The following is a 13,703-nucleotide window of genomic DNA, read 5'->3' as shown; positions in this document are numbered from 1 at the left end:
CCCTGCCGGGGACTTTCTATTTGCCGGCAAACTCTTTCCTGAGCTTACTTAAGCTACCTGACATGCTGGCATCGAACTGCCTGTCGCCCACCTTCAGGATAAAACCGCCGATCAGTTTGTCGTCAACCTTTTCGTTTAGCAACACTTCTTCCGCGCCAAGTTCCTTTTTTACGATGGCCTTAAAGGTTGTGCGTGCCTCTTCAGTAAGGGCTGTAGCAGAAGTTACTTCGGCTTTCACGATTCCCTTCTGAACCTGGTACTGGCGAATAAATTCCTTTGCCGTACTATACAAAACATCTGAACGGCCTTTGTTGACCAGCACTTTAAAATAGCTGCTGGTAACAGCGTTCACGTTGCCGGCAAAGACCGCATTGAGAATACCGACCTTTTTATCCAGGGATACGATCGGGTTGTTCATGATCGCCTCCAGTTCGGGGTTTTCATCAATCACGCGGTCAAGCAGGACCATGTCGTTCATGATGGCTTCCAATGCGTTATTCTCATTGGCCAGGTCGATCAGCGCTTTCGCGTACCGGGTTGCTACTTTTGTATCTGACATATATTCTGTTTGGAGAGTTGGTTTGTGCGGAAAGGGACACTTCCCTGCGCGTTCACAGTCTCTGCTTAATTCAATTCAACGTCTTTCAGCAGGTTTGCAACAAGTGCTTCCTGTTTGCTTTTATCTTCAAGCTGGCTGCGCAATACACGCTCCGCAATTTCCAGCGATAAAGCAGATACCTGGCCTTTTACTTCGGCCAGTGCCGCTTTCTTCTGGTTCTCGATTTCGATCCTCGCCTTTTCGATCAGCTTGGCACCTTCTGTCTGCGCCTGTTTGCGGGCTTCGCCTACAATACCGTCTTTCAGTTCTTTGGCCTCTTTGAGAATGCGGTCGCGTTCAGCACGGGCTTCTTTCATCAGGTCCTCGTTCTGCGCAGTTAACCGGGCCATTTCCTGTTTAGCGAGTTCAGCCTTGTTCAAAGCCTCGTCGATCGAGTTTTCACGTTCTTTGATGGCGCCCAGTACAGGTTTCCAGGCAAACTTTGCCAGCAGGAACATGAGTAGTAAAAATGCGATCGTCTGGAAAATAACCAGGCCTACTTCAGGAATCAATAAATCCATATAGTTTTTTCTTACTAATTTTTAATAGATGAATAAAGTGTCCGGCCTGAGACCGGACACCTAAGGTTTTACCCGTTACCCATCAGGGCAACTACTACCGCGAAAAGCGCAACCGCTTCAACGAATGCGGCAGCGATCAACATCGCAGTTTGAATTTTTGACGCAGCTTCTGGCTGACGGGCAATGCCGTCCATCGCAGAACCACCGATACGTCCGATACCTAAACCAGCGCCAATCGCAGCTAGTCCGGCACCAATTGCAGCAATACTTCCTGTCATTTTAATTGGTATTTATATATGTTAAAAATTAATAAACTAATTAATGGTGCTCTTCGATCGCCATGCCGATAAAGAGCGCTGACAGAATCGTAAAAATGAACGCCTGGATAAAAGCAACCAGCAATTCAATTGCCCCGATAAATACTGCAAAGGCAATAGAAACAGGCGCAATGTACAGGCTGTTGAAAACGAATACCAGACAAACGAGCGACAGGACCAGGATGTGTCCGGCGGTGATGTTCGCAAAAAGACGAATCATCAGGGCAATCGGCTTTGTAAAAATACCAACGACCTCAACCGGTACCATCACCACGTACATCCACTTTGGAACATCTGGCAAAAATATATGCTTCCAGTAATATTTGTTTCCGTTAAAAATTGTGAGCAGGAACGTAGCGATAGCAAGGATCATTGTTACCGCAATATTTCCTGTCAGATTTGCTCCGCCCGGAAGGAACGGCACCAGGCCAAGCATGTTGTTGAACCAGATGAAAAAGAACACAGTTAGCAGGTAAGGCATGAAACGCTCGTACTTATGACCCAGGTTCGGCTTCGCAATATCATCACGCACAAAAAGAATAATTGGCTCCAACCAGGACTGAAGACCTTTGGGAGACTTGCCTTTGCGGGTTTTGTAAGCCTTGGCTACACTCAGGAACACCCAAAGCATGATCACGACAGACAGCAGCAGGGTACATACGTTTTTGGTGATCGAAAAATCAAGCGGACGCTCGTTCTGTGCATGGTGGCTTTCATCAAGCGCAACATACTGACCGTGTTCGTTCGCCGTTTCAGAAGCATAATAGATCTTTTCATGCATCTTCACGAAGCGCTGCCCGTCTTTCTCCACAACAACCCTGGCATCATCATCGTGTTTGAATTCCGAAGAATTGAAAGTCACGATACCTGCAGAGGTGTAAAGGATAACAGGCAAACCGATATAGGTATCACCGATCACATGCCAGGTGTGCGAATCAGCCACGTGGTGCAAGGCAAACTGGCCGATATTGAACTTCTTTTCCTCAGCACCATGACCAGCTTGAGCAGCATGCTCCCCATGCGCCGAAGTGCTGTCGGCAGCTGCCAGACTGTCAACCTGCGCAAAAGCCCGGGTGTTAAATGAGAAAAACGCGATTAAAAGCGTAAAAACAGTGATTAGCCTCTTAACTTTTGACACAAAAATTGGGTTATAATCCATTTACTGGCAGATTTTTACTTTAAATTTTGGTGGCGCAAGTTACGCAACAAACAGAATATTTCAAAGGCTGTAAACAATAAATATAAAGAAAAAAAGTCAAGCGTAAAGACAATCCGGTTTCCCTTCTCTTTTATGCTGTAAATCAGCACAAAAGCCATACAAAATATCATCTTCAAACCAATCGATGCCATGATGGCCATTATTCCGGTTTCAGGGTTCCTTTTCAGCCCTATTGAGGCCACCGTATAGGCAATGAAAGTAATGCCGGCCATGAAGCCGAAAACGAGCCAGAACTTCGGCACAAACAGGGTCACATCAGGAAAAAGGTTTTGCAGCAGGACCACGACCCCGATCAGGATGCCACAAAATATCAGGTATATACTTGTAAAACGCGCCAGGTTCAAATCAGATCTTTTTTGCAAAGGTAGCTTTTTAGCGCCGCATTCCTGGTCTGGCGGTTCTTCAGAGGGCAGGCTACCGGTTTCTCATCAATTGCCGTATGGTCTGGTATAAACCGCCGCAAACGCCAATCAGGCCAAACAATGCTGTGAAAAGCGGTGTTTTGCCGGGCCGTGACTTGTCGATCTGATGCCCGATAAAGGTGAACAAGCCAATAATGGCGAGCAACTGGAAGCCAATTGCCGAATACCTTGCAAAATTTGTCAGTTCCCTCTTTCGCTTTTCAGGTTCCATCTGCCTTATCTTTTCTGTTAAATGCAGTCTAAGTTACGAGCGTTTACGATATTTTTGCGTACATTTTGTCATTTGACCAGACCATTGAACAAAGCCCCTGTAATTTTGCTGATTGCCCTGGCCTGCTGCACAGCATCCCTTTTCTGGGGCTGCAGCACACAGAATGGATCTGCTTATAGCCGCGGCCTGCAGAACCTGACGGCCCGGTATAACTATATCTACAACAGCAAAACCCTGCTCGACGAATACAGCAATACGCAGCTTGCCGTTCAGCCTGAAAATTATGATGAGATCCTGCCGGTGTACCCAGGCCCCCCGCCGCGGCAGATAGACGCCGTCGCTCTGCCGGGAGAGCGAACCAAGGCGCTCGACGAGCTGATTGCAAAGGCCAAGGCCATTATCACCGATAAAAGTTACAGCAACTATATTGACGATGCTTACCTGCTCTTGGGCAAGGCCTATTATTATAAGAGCGATTATTTTATTTCCTTTGAATATTTTGATTACGCAGCAAAGACCTACCGACGGCAGGTTCCGGTCTTTGTTGAAGCAAATACCTGGGCAGCGCGCACCCAGTTGCAACTGGGCCGGACAGTCCAGGCGGCCCGCCTGCTCGACTCGATAAAAAAATACCTCCCGTTGCTCAAAAAGAAAAAAGCGGCGGCACTGGCCACCCTGGCGCAATTTGAGATACAGGGTAAAAACTATGGCAAGGCACTCGATTACCTTAGGCTGGCCATGAAACAACAGCCTTCAAAACAGGAAAGGATCCGCTGGAACTACATCGCGGCGCAATTGTCTGAGCAGCTGAAAAATCCGGCACAGGCGTACCGGTATTATACGCTGGTTAAAAAAAGTAACGCGCCTTTCGAGCTGTATTTCAACGCCGATTTAAACCGCCTGCGCATTAGCCTGGCCGGCAGCAGCAGCCTCCAGGAAAAAGAACGACGCTTGCTCAGCCTGCTGCGCGACGATAAAAATCTAGACTATTCAGACCAGGTGTACTACCGCATTGCCGAACTGTTTCGTGAAGCCGGGCAGCAGCAGGCCGCCGAACGTTACTACCGCCGGTCGGCCGCGCTAAGCATACAAAATAATTACCAGAAGGGCCTTTCTTACCTGCGCATTGCCGACCTGAATTTTGAACAGGCCAATGACTACGTTCAGGCTAAACTCTATTACGACAGCGCCGTGGCGAGCCTGCCGCCTACATATCCTGAATACAGCACCATTTCCAAGAAGGCACTAAACCTGGAATACCTGAGCAGCCGGTACCAGGTTATTTCCAGGCAGGACACCCTGCAGATGCTTGCTGCCTTGCCCGACGGCGCTCGGCGCAGCCGCATCTTGACGCTTGTTAAAACACAGCAGCAAAGCAGCGAACAGCCTGTTGCACAAGGCGGCTCAGCGCAGCTAAACCCCGATCAGGGCTTTCCGGCATCGATGGTCGCCACAGGCAGCAACTTTTACTTCAATAATCCGGCGGCAATGACAAGGGGACGTACTGATTTTGTGAGGCGTTTCGGCAACCGACCATTAACCGATAACTGGCGGCAGCAGGTCCGGTCGTCCGTTCAAAGTGCAACAGCAGCGATAGATCAGGGCCTTGCACCGGCACAGCAAGGGCCGGGGGCGGCTGCATCCCCTGTTTCGCAGGAAGAACAGCAGATCCGTGCGTACACAGACTCCCTGCCGCTTAACGCAGAGCGGCTGCTGGCGTCGAATAAAAAAATAGCCGACGCCCTGTTCCAGCTGGGCTCCTTTTACCAGCAGGTATTAAACGACACGACCCAAGCCATCAGAAGTTACGAAAGACTGCTGGACCGTTATCCGCAGAACGCCTACCTGCCAATTGTTTACTACAGCCTGTACCTGGCTTATAAAGACCGCGATCCGCAGCAGGCAGATCGTTACCGCGAGAAACTGCTGCGCGGATACCCCAGTACGCTGTATGCCCGCATGCTGACCGATCCGCAGTTTTTTGCCGAAAGCACCAAAAAAGAAAAAGAAGTAAACCAGCACTACGATGGCGTATTTACGCAATATGAAAAAGGTGATTATGAAGCCGTTATCGCCGCGGTTCAGGATGCTGCAGGCCGCTTCCCTGACAATTTCCTCTCGCCCCAGTACGCCTATCTGCGGGCCATTGCCATTGGCAAAACACAGCACGTTGATTCCCTGGTCAATGCTTTCAGCAGCCTCGTACTGCGCTTTCCTGACGACAAGGTCATCACCCCGCTGGTAAAGGAACACCTTGCCTATATCCAGGCGCACCTTCCTGAATTTAGCCGTCGCGCCATAGCCCTGACAGATTTCGACCCGAACGAGCCGCACTTCCTGGCGCGGACCGAACCCCGTCAGCCAGCGGTTAGCCGGGCCCCAGGCCTGCCCCCGCCTGCGCTGGCCAGTGCGCCGGTAAAACCTGCAGGCGGCAGGCCGGCAACGCCAAAACCAGACAGTACAAGCGGCAGGCCGTCTGTTGCCAGGCCTCCGGCCGATACCACCGCAAAACCGGCTCCTCCTGCCCTCGCAAACCGGCCGGTTGCACAGCCCCCCCCGGCGCCAGATCCGGCAACAACCTTCAGCAAGGCTGCCTCAAATACCTATTATGTTGTAATCCGGGTAGCAGACCCCTCGCTGGTGCTGAGTTCCTCACGTTTCGGTATCGGGCAATTTAACCGGGGTAACTATGCAGCAGCCGGTTTAAGACACCAGCTCACGCAATTGCCGGCCGATCAACTGATCTATATTGGAAACTTTAGTAGTTTTGCAGATGCAAAGGCTTACTCGGCAGCCATGGTACCATTGTTGCGAAGCATCATGAAGGTTCCGGCCGACAGGTATGAGCCCTTTATCATCAGCAGGGAAAATTTCGAACTGTTGAAAAATACAGACCTGATTGAGGACTACCTCAATTTTTATAAAAACAACTATTAACACAAATGACAAAAACGCTTACTGAAGCCGACATCAAAAAATACAACTTTCGCATCTGGAAAATCGTTGTTGGCGGCATAGCCGTGTTCGCCATATTTATTACGTGTGTTGGGTTTGGCTTTTTCGGACAATTGCCCTCGTTTCGCGACATTGAAAACCCGAAAAGCAACCAGGCCTCAGAGATCATTGCCGATAACGGCCGCACATTGGGCACCTATTTCGTCCAGAACCGCTCAAACGTTACCTATCCTGAAATTTCGCCCAATGTCATCAATGCCCTGGTGGCCACTGAAGACACGCGTTTCAAGGAGCACTCAGGTATTGATTTCAGGCGAACCTTTACCATTATATTTTACAACCTGATTGGAAAAAAACAGGGTGGCAGTACCATTACACAACAGCTTGCCCTGAACCTGTTCTCTGAAACGGGCCGGGAACGGAATTTTTTCAAACGCGTAATGCAGAAATTTAAAGAATGGATCGTAGCGGTTAAACTGGAAAGGAACTATACCAAGGAAGAGATCATCACCATGTACTTAAATACGGTAGATTTCGGCAACAACGCCTTTGGCATCAAGTCAGCTGCACGCGTGTATTACAGCACCACCCCAGACCGCCTCACGGTAACGCAGGCTGCTACACTGGTTGGCCTGCAGAAGGGTGTAACGCGGTATTCGCCCACCCGGAACCCCGAACGGTCGCTGGCACGCAGAAACACCGTTATGGCCATGATGGTTCGCTCCAACCTGCTCACCGAAGCCGATTTTGAACGCGAAAAAGTGAAACCCCTCGGTTTGCGTTTCAATGCAGCAACGGTGGCAGACGGCATTGCCCCGTATTTCAGGGCCGTGCTTAAAAACGACATCAAACGCATTTTCGAAGAACGGTCTATCCTGAAAGCCGATGATACGCCTTATGACCTGGATCGCGACGGACTGAAGATCTACACCACGATCAACTACGACATGCAGGTTTATGCAGAACAGGCGCAAAAAGAATACATGAAACAGTTACAGGCGCAGTTCATAAAAAGCTGGCGCGGACGCAATCCGTTCAAAGGTAAAAAACTGGAAATTGAGCAGGGCATGCGCCGTTCAGACCGCTACAAGGCACTGAAGCTGGAAGGCAAAACAGACGAAGAGATCCGCGCAGACTTCAACACGCCAACCAAGCTGACCATTTTTACCTGGAAAGGCGACATTGATACGCTGATGAAACCCATCGACTCGGTGCGGTACTACAAGATGTTGCTGCGCAATGCCATGATGTCTATGGACCCCCGAACGGGTTATGTAAAGGCCTGGGTTGGCGGCATCAACTTCCAGCACTTTAAATACGACCAGGTTAAAATGGGTACAAGGCAGGTGGGCTCGACTGCTAAACCGCTTACCTATGCAGTGGCCATTGAAAATGGCTACTCACCCTGTTTCTCGGTACCGAATGAACCTGTGACCATAGACGGTTACGGCGCGCCGTGGACACCCCGCTCATCAGGAACAATTCCCGGCTATCTTACCCTGCAAAAGGGTCTGGCCGCCTCGCAAAACTACATCGCCGCCTACCTCATGAAACAGGTAGGTCCTGTTGCTGTAGCCAACCTGGCTGCAAAAATGCACATACCGAACGTGCCACCCTACCCGTCCATTGCCCTGGGCTCTTTTGATGCATCTGTCTTTAGCATGACCGGTGCCTACAGCGTGTTTGCTAACCGCGGGGCCTGGACCGAACCCACCTACCTGCTCAAAGTTACCGACAAGAACGGCGTGGTCCTTTTTGAACAAACACCCAAAGTTGAACTGGTCATGAACGAAGAAGTTGCCTATGTAATGACGCGCATGCTGCGCGCCGTTGTTAACGGCGGCACAGGCAGCCGGCTTAACTACAGGTACCAGGTCAATGCCCCGATAGGTGGTAAAACCGGCACCACGAACGACAACAGCGACGGTTGGTTCATGGCCGTTACTCCGCAGCTGGTAACGGGTGTCTGGACTGGATGCGAGGACCGTGCCTTTCACTTCATCAACACAAGAGAAGGCGACGGCGCAACCACAGCCCTGCCCATCTTTGCAGGCTTTATCAAGCGGGTCTATGCAAACCCTAAACTGGGCATCCAGAAAACAGATTTTGAACCGCCTAAAAACGGCGTTTCGATCGTCATTGACTGCAACCAGTACCAGCAGCAGGAACAAGGCAGCACTGAACTTGATGAAAAACTGGGCTTCTGATCAGGCCGCCCCGCAACGGATTTTTCACCATAAACCCGGCATTCTTTTTTACACGGCCTACCCGGAAAGCCCCGGGAAAAATCATAAATGGAAACAAAAGACAGCAACGGCAATGTGCTTAACGACGGCGATTCGGTTATCGTGAACCGCACGCTTAAGGTTAAGGGCATGGCCGCCACCATTAAACAGGGAACAACCGTTAAAAACATCAGGCTTACCGGCAATCCCGGCGAGATCGAGGGACGGGTCGATAAAACCGTTATTGTACTGAAAACAGAGTTCCTGAAAAAGAAATCCTGACACATCCGGCAAACGGCATCTTTTTGATAGCCGTTTAAATTCCGGATATTTGCACAGTCCATGAGCAAATTCGATTACAAAGCCGAACTCCAGAACATTCCGCACAGACCGGGCGTATACCAATATTGGGATGCGGATGGCAACCTGATCTATATCGGCAAAGCCAAGGATCTGCGCAATCGGGTAGGCTCTTATTTTATCCAGGACAATCAGCGTAACAATGGGAAGACGCGGATGCTTGTTTCCAAGATCCGCAAAATCACATTTACGCTCGTCGACACAGAAATTGATGCATGGCTGCTCGAAAACAGCCTGATCAAAAAACACCAGCCCCGGTATAACATCAACCTGAAAGATGACAAGACCTATCCCTGGATCATCATTAAAAAAGAACACTATCCCCGCATTTTCTGGACCCGGAAGGTGATCAAAGATGGTTCGACGTACCTGGGGCCCTATGCTTCTGTGGGGATGATGCACACCATTCTAGACCTGATACGCGAAACATATCCCCTGCGCACCTGCAACCTGCCGCTCAATGAAAAAAGTATAGCCGAAGGCAAGTTCAAGGTGTGTCTGGAATACCAGATCGGCAATTGCAAAGGGCCCTGTCAGGCATTCCAGAGCGAGCCGGATTACGACCATAACATTGAACAGATCAAAAGCATCCTGAACGGAAAGATTGGCAATGTCATCAAAGAAGTTAAACAGGTTGTCAAAAAAGCATCAGAAGAGCTGAACTTCGAACTGGCGCATGAGTACCAGAAAAAGCTGGGTATCCTTGAAAAATACCAGAGCAAGTCGACCGTTGTGAACAGCTCCATCACCAATGTAGACGTGTTCAGCATTGCTTCCGACGAACGGTACGCCTTTGTCAACTACCTGAAAATCGTAAATGGAACGATTACGCAAACGCAGACTATTGAGATTAAGAAACGCCTGGACGAGTCTGACGAGGAACTGCTGAGCATAGCGATTACCGAGATCCGCAACAATTTTAACAGTACATCAAAAGAGATCATCGTTCCCTTTGAGCTTTCGCTCGATGATGAGAATATTAAATTCATTGTTCCGAAACTGGGAGAAAAGAAAAAACTGCTGGAGCTTTCAGAGAAAAACGTACTTTTTTTCCGGAAAGAGAAACTAAACCAATATGAAAAGCTAAACCCTGAACTGAGGACCGACCGCATCCTGACCCAGATGCAGAAAGACCTGCGGCTTACACAGCTGCCCCGGCACATCGAGTGTTTTGACAATTCGAACTTCCAGGGCAAGTACCCGGTTTCGGCCATCGTTGTATTTAAGGATGCCAAACCTTCAAAGAAGGATTATCGCCACTTTAATGTAAAAACGGTCGAGGGACCAAACGACTTCGCCACCATGGAAGAAGCTGTATTCAGGCGGTATCGCCGCATGCTGGAGGAGGGAACAGAGCTGCCGCAGCTGATCATCATTGACGGCGGCAAAGGACAGCTTTCCTCGGCCATGACCAGCCTCAAAAAACTCGGTATCGAGAATAAGGTAACGGTTATCGGCATTGCAAAAAGGCTGGAAGAATTGTTTTATCCGGGCGATTCCTACCCCTTATACCTGGATAAAAAATCAGAGACCCTGAAAGTCATCCAGCAGCTGCGCGATGAAGCGCACCGCTTTGGCATTACTTTTCACCGTAAGAAACGCGATCAGGGCACGTTAAAGACAGAACTGGAACAGATTGCCGGTATTGGCAAGACAACGGCAGAAAAACTGCTGAAGCATTTCAAATCTGTAAAAAAAATTCGCGAAGCCACCGAAGCCGAACTGGCGGCGGTACTGAACCTGAAGCAGATTCACATGCTTAAAATGCATTTTAACGGCGACACAGGACCGACAGCGCCACCGATCGGCGAAACGCCTGCATAACCGGCGCTTTAACTACCCGTCCGAGACGGCTTTTTAGCTTTGCCCTTGCCTTTTTTAGGCTTTTGAACAGGATCAGGTGTTTCAACGGCTGCGTTGTGTTCTTTCATCAGCAATTCCAGGCGGCTCATCAGTTCGCGGTCAATCCGTTCCCTTACCTTGTCAAGATCCTGGCCTTGGTACATCACATCGAGCGGAACATCAAGCGGATTCGAAATCTTATAAATGCGGCCATTGAACCGGCGTTTCATAAACCAGTCGTCATAACTCCATTGCGAGGCGTCGTTTTCAAATAAGGCAATTTTGCGTGTGGCCAGGATGTAGCGCAATTCAGGAAAATAAACCCAGAACGGCACATAGTCATCGATCTCTTCGCCTCCCGCTTTAACGCTGAGCAGCGGGGCGATACCCAGAATACGGGCTTCGAACACGCCCCGGTTCCGGTCAAAAACCCAATCTTCCATGATCATGTATTTTTTGATCTGGTCTGGGTTAAAATCCTGCTGCATCATGCGGCCGCCAATCTGGTTGCCGTCTTTATCATACTGCGGCACGAAAATGCTGTCAGAGAGCTTTTTGGTGATCTGGTCGTTGTTCAGCACTTTGGAGAAATAACTTCCCGACGGACCGGCCGGCACATCGTAAGCCGTAAGTTCGCCTTCTTTTAGCGCATTCATCATGATGTCGCTCAGTTTAGACTGCGGCGCGAGCAAACTCCAGTTCACGGTATCTTTTGTATCGAGGGTACGCCACAACCGTTTGGAAAACAGCACATCCTCTTCCGATAGCGGTACATAGTCGATCACCTGTCCGTTCAGGAACAGGGATCCGTAATAGCCGTAAGAAGTTTTCTCATCAGGTTTCTGTGCAAACAACACCTGGCAAAGCAGTAGTATAACAGGTACTAAAAAAATGCCTTTCCTTTTCATATCAATTGATGGTCATAATAATCGGGTTCAATACCCTGTCTACCCCGTCGGGGCCTGTACACAGGATGTTGTCGAAAATAACTTTGCTGCCAGGCCGGACCGAATTGAAAGCCGCTTTAAGCTGCTGGCCAAAATCAGCTCCGTTGTTTTGGATCACACTCAGCTCGCGTGACGGCCCCACGATCGTGACGGTAAACCGCCTGATCGAATACTTCACATCGAACTCGAAATCTTCGACATTCGCGTAAATAAAATCCTGGTTGCGCAGCACAACCGGGTTCATGGTGCCGGCCGTCTTGCCTGCAAACTTAGCCGTTGGGTCTTTAAGTTTTTTTATTCTGAACTCCTGGCTGCCCAGCGAAATGCTGCGCCCATCGACCGTAGTCGTGGTCTGCAGCACCACACGTTTACCGATCCCCTCGCTGCCAACCTGGTAACTATACCCGGTCTGTGTGCGCCGCAAAGACCCGGGGCCTGAAAGGCTCACATTGAGTTTATCGGTTGAAAAACCGGCGGCAGAAATGCGCAGCGGATTCCCGATACCGGCATAAAAGATGTTCAGTTTTTCAGGAGCAATGGTTGCTGAAGGTGCCGCCACCTGGTAGGTCTGTGGTTCGGTCTGGAACTCTTTGATGGTTCCATCGGTCTGGCGCATGCGTACCGTTCCGCGCCAGGTATACACACCGGGTCTCGAAGACCGGGATTCGTACTTCCCGATACCATTCACAACCGGTATGGATTGGCCGTTTACTGTGACCTGCGCGGCCCTGGCCGAATTGTAGGAGTTGAGGTAAACATCAGCCCGGTAAGGCTGCCCCGCGAGGACGTAGGCCGTTGGCGCTGAAGCAGTGGCAACAAAGCGGTCCAGCGTGATCACGCTTTCATCATAATGCCCGAGAATCTTTTTAACCAGGTAGTTTTCAGCGTTTACGGCTTCAGATTTAAGCATAGACAGGATCGTCACTGCCGCCGTAACCGGGGTCTCTTTGCCAAAATTGTACATTTCCCAGCTTTCGGTTTGCCCTGAAGCAGTCTTCTTATCTGTGGCACTCATTTTAAAGTTCAGGGTATGGCGTTCTGTTTCCGGAAAGAGCGCAAGCAAGCGGCTGCGGGTTTCATTGATCCTTTTGCGAAGTGCTGCTGCATTCTCCTTTTTTATAAAAAACTGGTAGGTCAGGTCGGTGTTCTCGCCATTGGCGACTTCTCCGGTTTCTTTTCGGTAACCACCTGTTTGGTCCAGCAGCACGCCTTTTAATGAATCGATGTAGTTATTTAACCCCGCGACCAATGAGACTGCCTGACCGGCCCGATCCAAAATGATCGTGTTTTTTTCAGGATCACCTTTAAGCCGTTTGTCGCGAAAACTGGCCAGGTAAGAACTGGTTTCGAACTGGTTTTTCTGGATAGACTCCTGCAGGTTATCGTCGAGGTTTTTAAAGGCGTTCAGAACAGAATCGGGAATGCTCAGCGCAAGCATGGCCAGCAAAACCAGGTACATCAGGTTTACAAGCCGTTGCCGGGGTGTCATTTTTGATTTCGCCATGGTTTAATGAATCAGGCGCCGGGCATGTTCATGGCCGAAAGCATATTCCGGTAAACCGAGTTGATCGCGGTCAGATTTTTAGCCATCTTATCCATTTCAAACTGTACCCGCTGGGCCGTCTGGGCCTGCCCTTCGAGGGCCTGAAAATCGGCCGCCATTTTTTCGAAAGACTGGTTCATTACTTTCAGCTTCTCGACCATTGCGGCCACCTCACTGTCATAGGCCTCGGCGGCAACGGGCGCAGACACCGAGGTGTTCGCACCGCCAAAGCCGCCTGAAGAAACGGCTACCGGGTAGCCGGGCTGTGCAGTCGACCCGCCCGGTACGGGAACAGCACGGGTGTCTGCCTGCGTTGTGGCTGTGGCCGGCGTATGGTCCAGGGTGATCACTTCATCGTCGTCCTCCCGCTGAAAACCGAGAATAAAAAACAGGATGGCTTCGGTCAGCATGCCTGCAATGATCAGCGTATCCGCTGCCTGCCAGCGCAAAAGTTTGGCCATCACGCCGATGATCACCACCGAGGCTCCCCAGGAAGTAATGGAGTTGATGGTGACCCTGAATTTCTTTTTTTGTCTCATGATC

Annotated in this window: 13 protein-coding genes; 4 read left to right on the top strand and 9 right to left on the bottom strand. The window is 50.1% G+C overall.

What is annotated here, in order from left to right; genetic code table 11:
- Positions 1–16: 16 nt before the first annotated feature.
- From atpH to C7T94_RS05035, 6 genes are all read right to left on the bottom strand, one after another.
- Positions 17–559, bottom strand: a complete 543-nt coding sequence (atpH, locus tag C7T94_RS05060) for an ATP synthase F1 subunit delta (protein ID WP_107214189.1) — start codon at positions 557–559, stop codon at positions 17–19.
- A 65-nt stretch (positions 560–624) separates the two neighbouring features.
- The gene (locus C7T94_RS05055; protein WP_107214187.1) at positions 625–1,119 is read right to left on the bottom strand and encodes a F0F1 ATP synthase subunit B; all 495 of its coding nucleotides are present in this window, start codon (positions 1,117–1,119) and stop codon (positions 625–627) included.
- A gap of 68 nt (positions 1,120–1,187) precedes the next feature.
- Positions 1,188–1,397 carry an ATP synthase F0 subunit C gene (gene atpE, locus C7T94_RS05050; RefSeq protein WP_062551197.1) on the bottom strand — a complete coding sequence of 70 codons (210 nt, stop codon included), beginning with the start codon at positions 1,395–1,397 and terminating at the stop codon, positions 1,188–1,190.
- A 40-nt stretch (positions 1,398–1,437) separates the two neighbouring features.
- The gene (atpB, locus tag C7T94_RS05045) at positions 1,438–2,574 is read right to left on the bottom strand and encodes a F0F1 ATP synthase subunit A (protein WP_317046907.1); all 1,137 of its coding nucleotides are present in this window, start codon (positions 2,572–2,574) and stop codon (positions 1,438–1,440) included.
- A 35-nt stretch (positions 2,575–2,609) separates the two neighbouring features.
- Complete coding sequence (locus C7T94_RS05040; protein ID WP_239494930.1) at positions 2,610–3,017, bottom strand: hypothetical protein; 408 nt, start codon at positions 3,015–3,017, stop codon at positions 2,610–2,612.
- Between the two features lie 52 nt (positions 3,018–3,069).
- On the bottom strand, positions 3,070–3,288 hold the full coding sequence (locus tag C7T94_RS05035; protein WP_107214183.1) for an AtpZ/AtpI family protein: 219 nt from the start codon (positions 3,286–3,288) through the stop codon (positions 3,070–3,072).
- Between the two features lie 84 nt (positions 3,289–3,372).
- Between C7T94_RS05035 and porW the strand changes: the two genes are divergently transcribed.
- The 4 genes from porW (at position 3,373) to uvrC (ending at position 10,652) form a co-directional block, all read left to right on the top strand.
- Positions 3,373–6,225, top strand: a complete 2,853-nt coding sequence (gene porW / locus C7T94_RS05030) for a type IX secretion system periplasmic lipoprotein PorW/SprE (RefSeq protein WP_204353209.1) — start codon at positions 3,373–3,375, stop codon at positions 6,223–6,225.
- Between the two features lie 5 nt (positions 6,226–6,230).
- Entirely contained in the window at positions 6,231–8,450 is a 2,220-nt protein-coding gene (locus C7T94_RS05025) for a transglycosylase domain-containing protein (RefSeq protein WP_107214179.1), read from the top strand.
- A gap of 87 nt (positions 8,451–8,537) precedes the next feature.
- Positions 8,538–8,750, top strand: a complete 213-nt coding sequence (locus C7T94_RS05020) for an alkylphosphonate utilization protein (RefSeq protein ID WP_107214177.1) — start codon at positions 8,538–8,540, stop codon at positions 8,748–8,750.
- 60 nt (positions 8,751–8,810) lie between these two features.
- Positions 8,811–10,652 carry an excinuclease ABC subunit UvrC gene (uvrC, locus tag C7T94_RS05015; protein ID WP_107214175.1) on the top strand — a complete coding sequence of 614 codons (1,842 nt, stop codon included), beginning with the start codon at positions 8,811–8,813 and terminating at the stop codon, positions 10,650–10,652.
- An 8-nt stretch (positions 10,653–10,660) separates the two neighbouring features.
- Here uvrC and porN read toward each other — a convergent pair whose 3' ends face one another.
- From porN to C7T94_RS05000, 3 genes are read right to left on the bottom strand one after another with little or no spacing between them, the layout of a single operon-like run.
- Positions 10,661–11,578: a type IX secretion system ring subunit PorN/GldN gene (porN, locus tag C7T94_RS05010; protein WP_107214173.1), complete on the bottom strand. Its 918-nt coding sequence runs from the start codon at positions 11,576–11,578 to the stop codon at positions 10,661–10,663.
- A gap of 1 nt (position 11,579) precedes the next feature.
- Positions 11,580–13,121, bottom strand: a complete 1,542-nt coding sequence (gene porM, locus C7T94_RS05005; RefSeq protein WP_107214171.1) for a type IX secretion system motor protein PorM/GldM — start codon at positions 13,119–13,121, stop codon at positions 11,580–11,582.
- A gap of 11 nt (positions 13,122–13,132) precedes the next feature.
- Entirely contained in the window at positions 13,133–13,699 is a 567-nt protein-coding gene (locus C7T94_RS05000) for a GldL-related protein (RefSeq protein ID WP_107214169.1), read from the bottom strand.
- Positions 13,700–13,703: the final 4 nt, after the last annotated feature.

Origin of the sequence: Pedobacter yulinensis (assembly GCF_003029735.1) — a bacterium.
Taxonomy (GTDB): Bacteria; Bacteroidota; Bacteroidia; order Sphingobacteriales; family Sphingobacteriaceae; genus Pedobacter; species Pedobacter yulinensis.
Note: the sequence above shows the minus strand (reverse complement) of the source record. Positions and strands in the feature narration are given on the sequence as shown.

Bases quoted from the DNA above. Each gene is read 5' to 3' on its own strand.
- uvrC (WP_107214175.1), top strand. From the start codon at position 8,811: ATGAGCAAATTCGATTACAAAGCCGAACTCCAGAACATTCCGCACAGA.
- atpE (WP_062551197.1), bottom strand. From the start codon at position 1,397: ATGACAGGAAGTATTGCTGCAATTGGTGCCGGACTAGCTGCGATTGGC.
- porM (WP_107214171.1), bottom strand. From the start codon at position 13,121: ATGGCGAAATCAAAAATGACACCCCGGCAACGGCTTGTAAACCTGATG.
- C7T94_RS05020 (WP_107214177.1), top strand. From the start codon at position 8,538: ATGGAAACAAAAGACAGCAACGGCAATGTGCTTAACGACGGCGATTCG.
- atpH (WP_107214189.1), bottom strand. From the start codon at position 559: ATGTCAGATACAAAAGTAGCAACCCGGTACGCGAAAGCGCTGATCGAC.
- C7T94_RS05025 (WP_107214179.1), top strand. From the start codon at position 6,231: ATGACAAAAACGCTTACTGAAGCCGACATCAAAAAATACAACTTTCGC.
- C7T94_RS05055 (WP_107214187.1), bottom strand. From the start codon at position 1,119: ATGGATTTATTGATTCCTGAAGTAGGCCTGGTTATTTTCCAGACGATC.
- C7T94_RS05000 (WP_107214169.1), bottom strand. From the start codon at position 13,699: ATGAGACAAAAAAAGAAATTCAGGGTCACCATCAACTCCATTACTTCC.
- porN (WP_107214173.1), bottom strand. From the start codon at position 11,578: ATGAAAAGGAAAGGCATTTTTTTAGTACCTGTTATACTACTGCTTTGC.
- C7T94_RS05035 (WP_107214183.1), bottom strand. From the start codon at position 3,288: ATGGAACCTGAAAAGCGAAAGAGGGAACTGACAAATTTTGCAAGGTAT.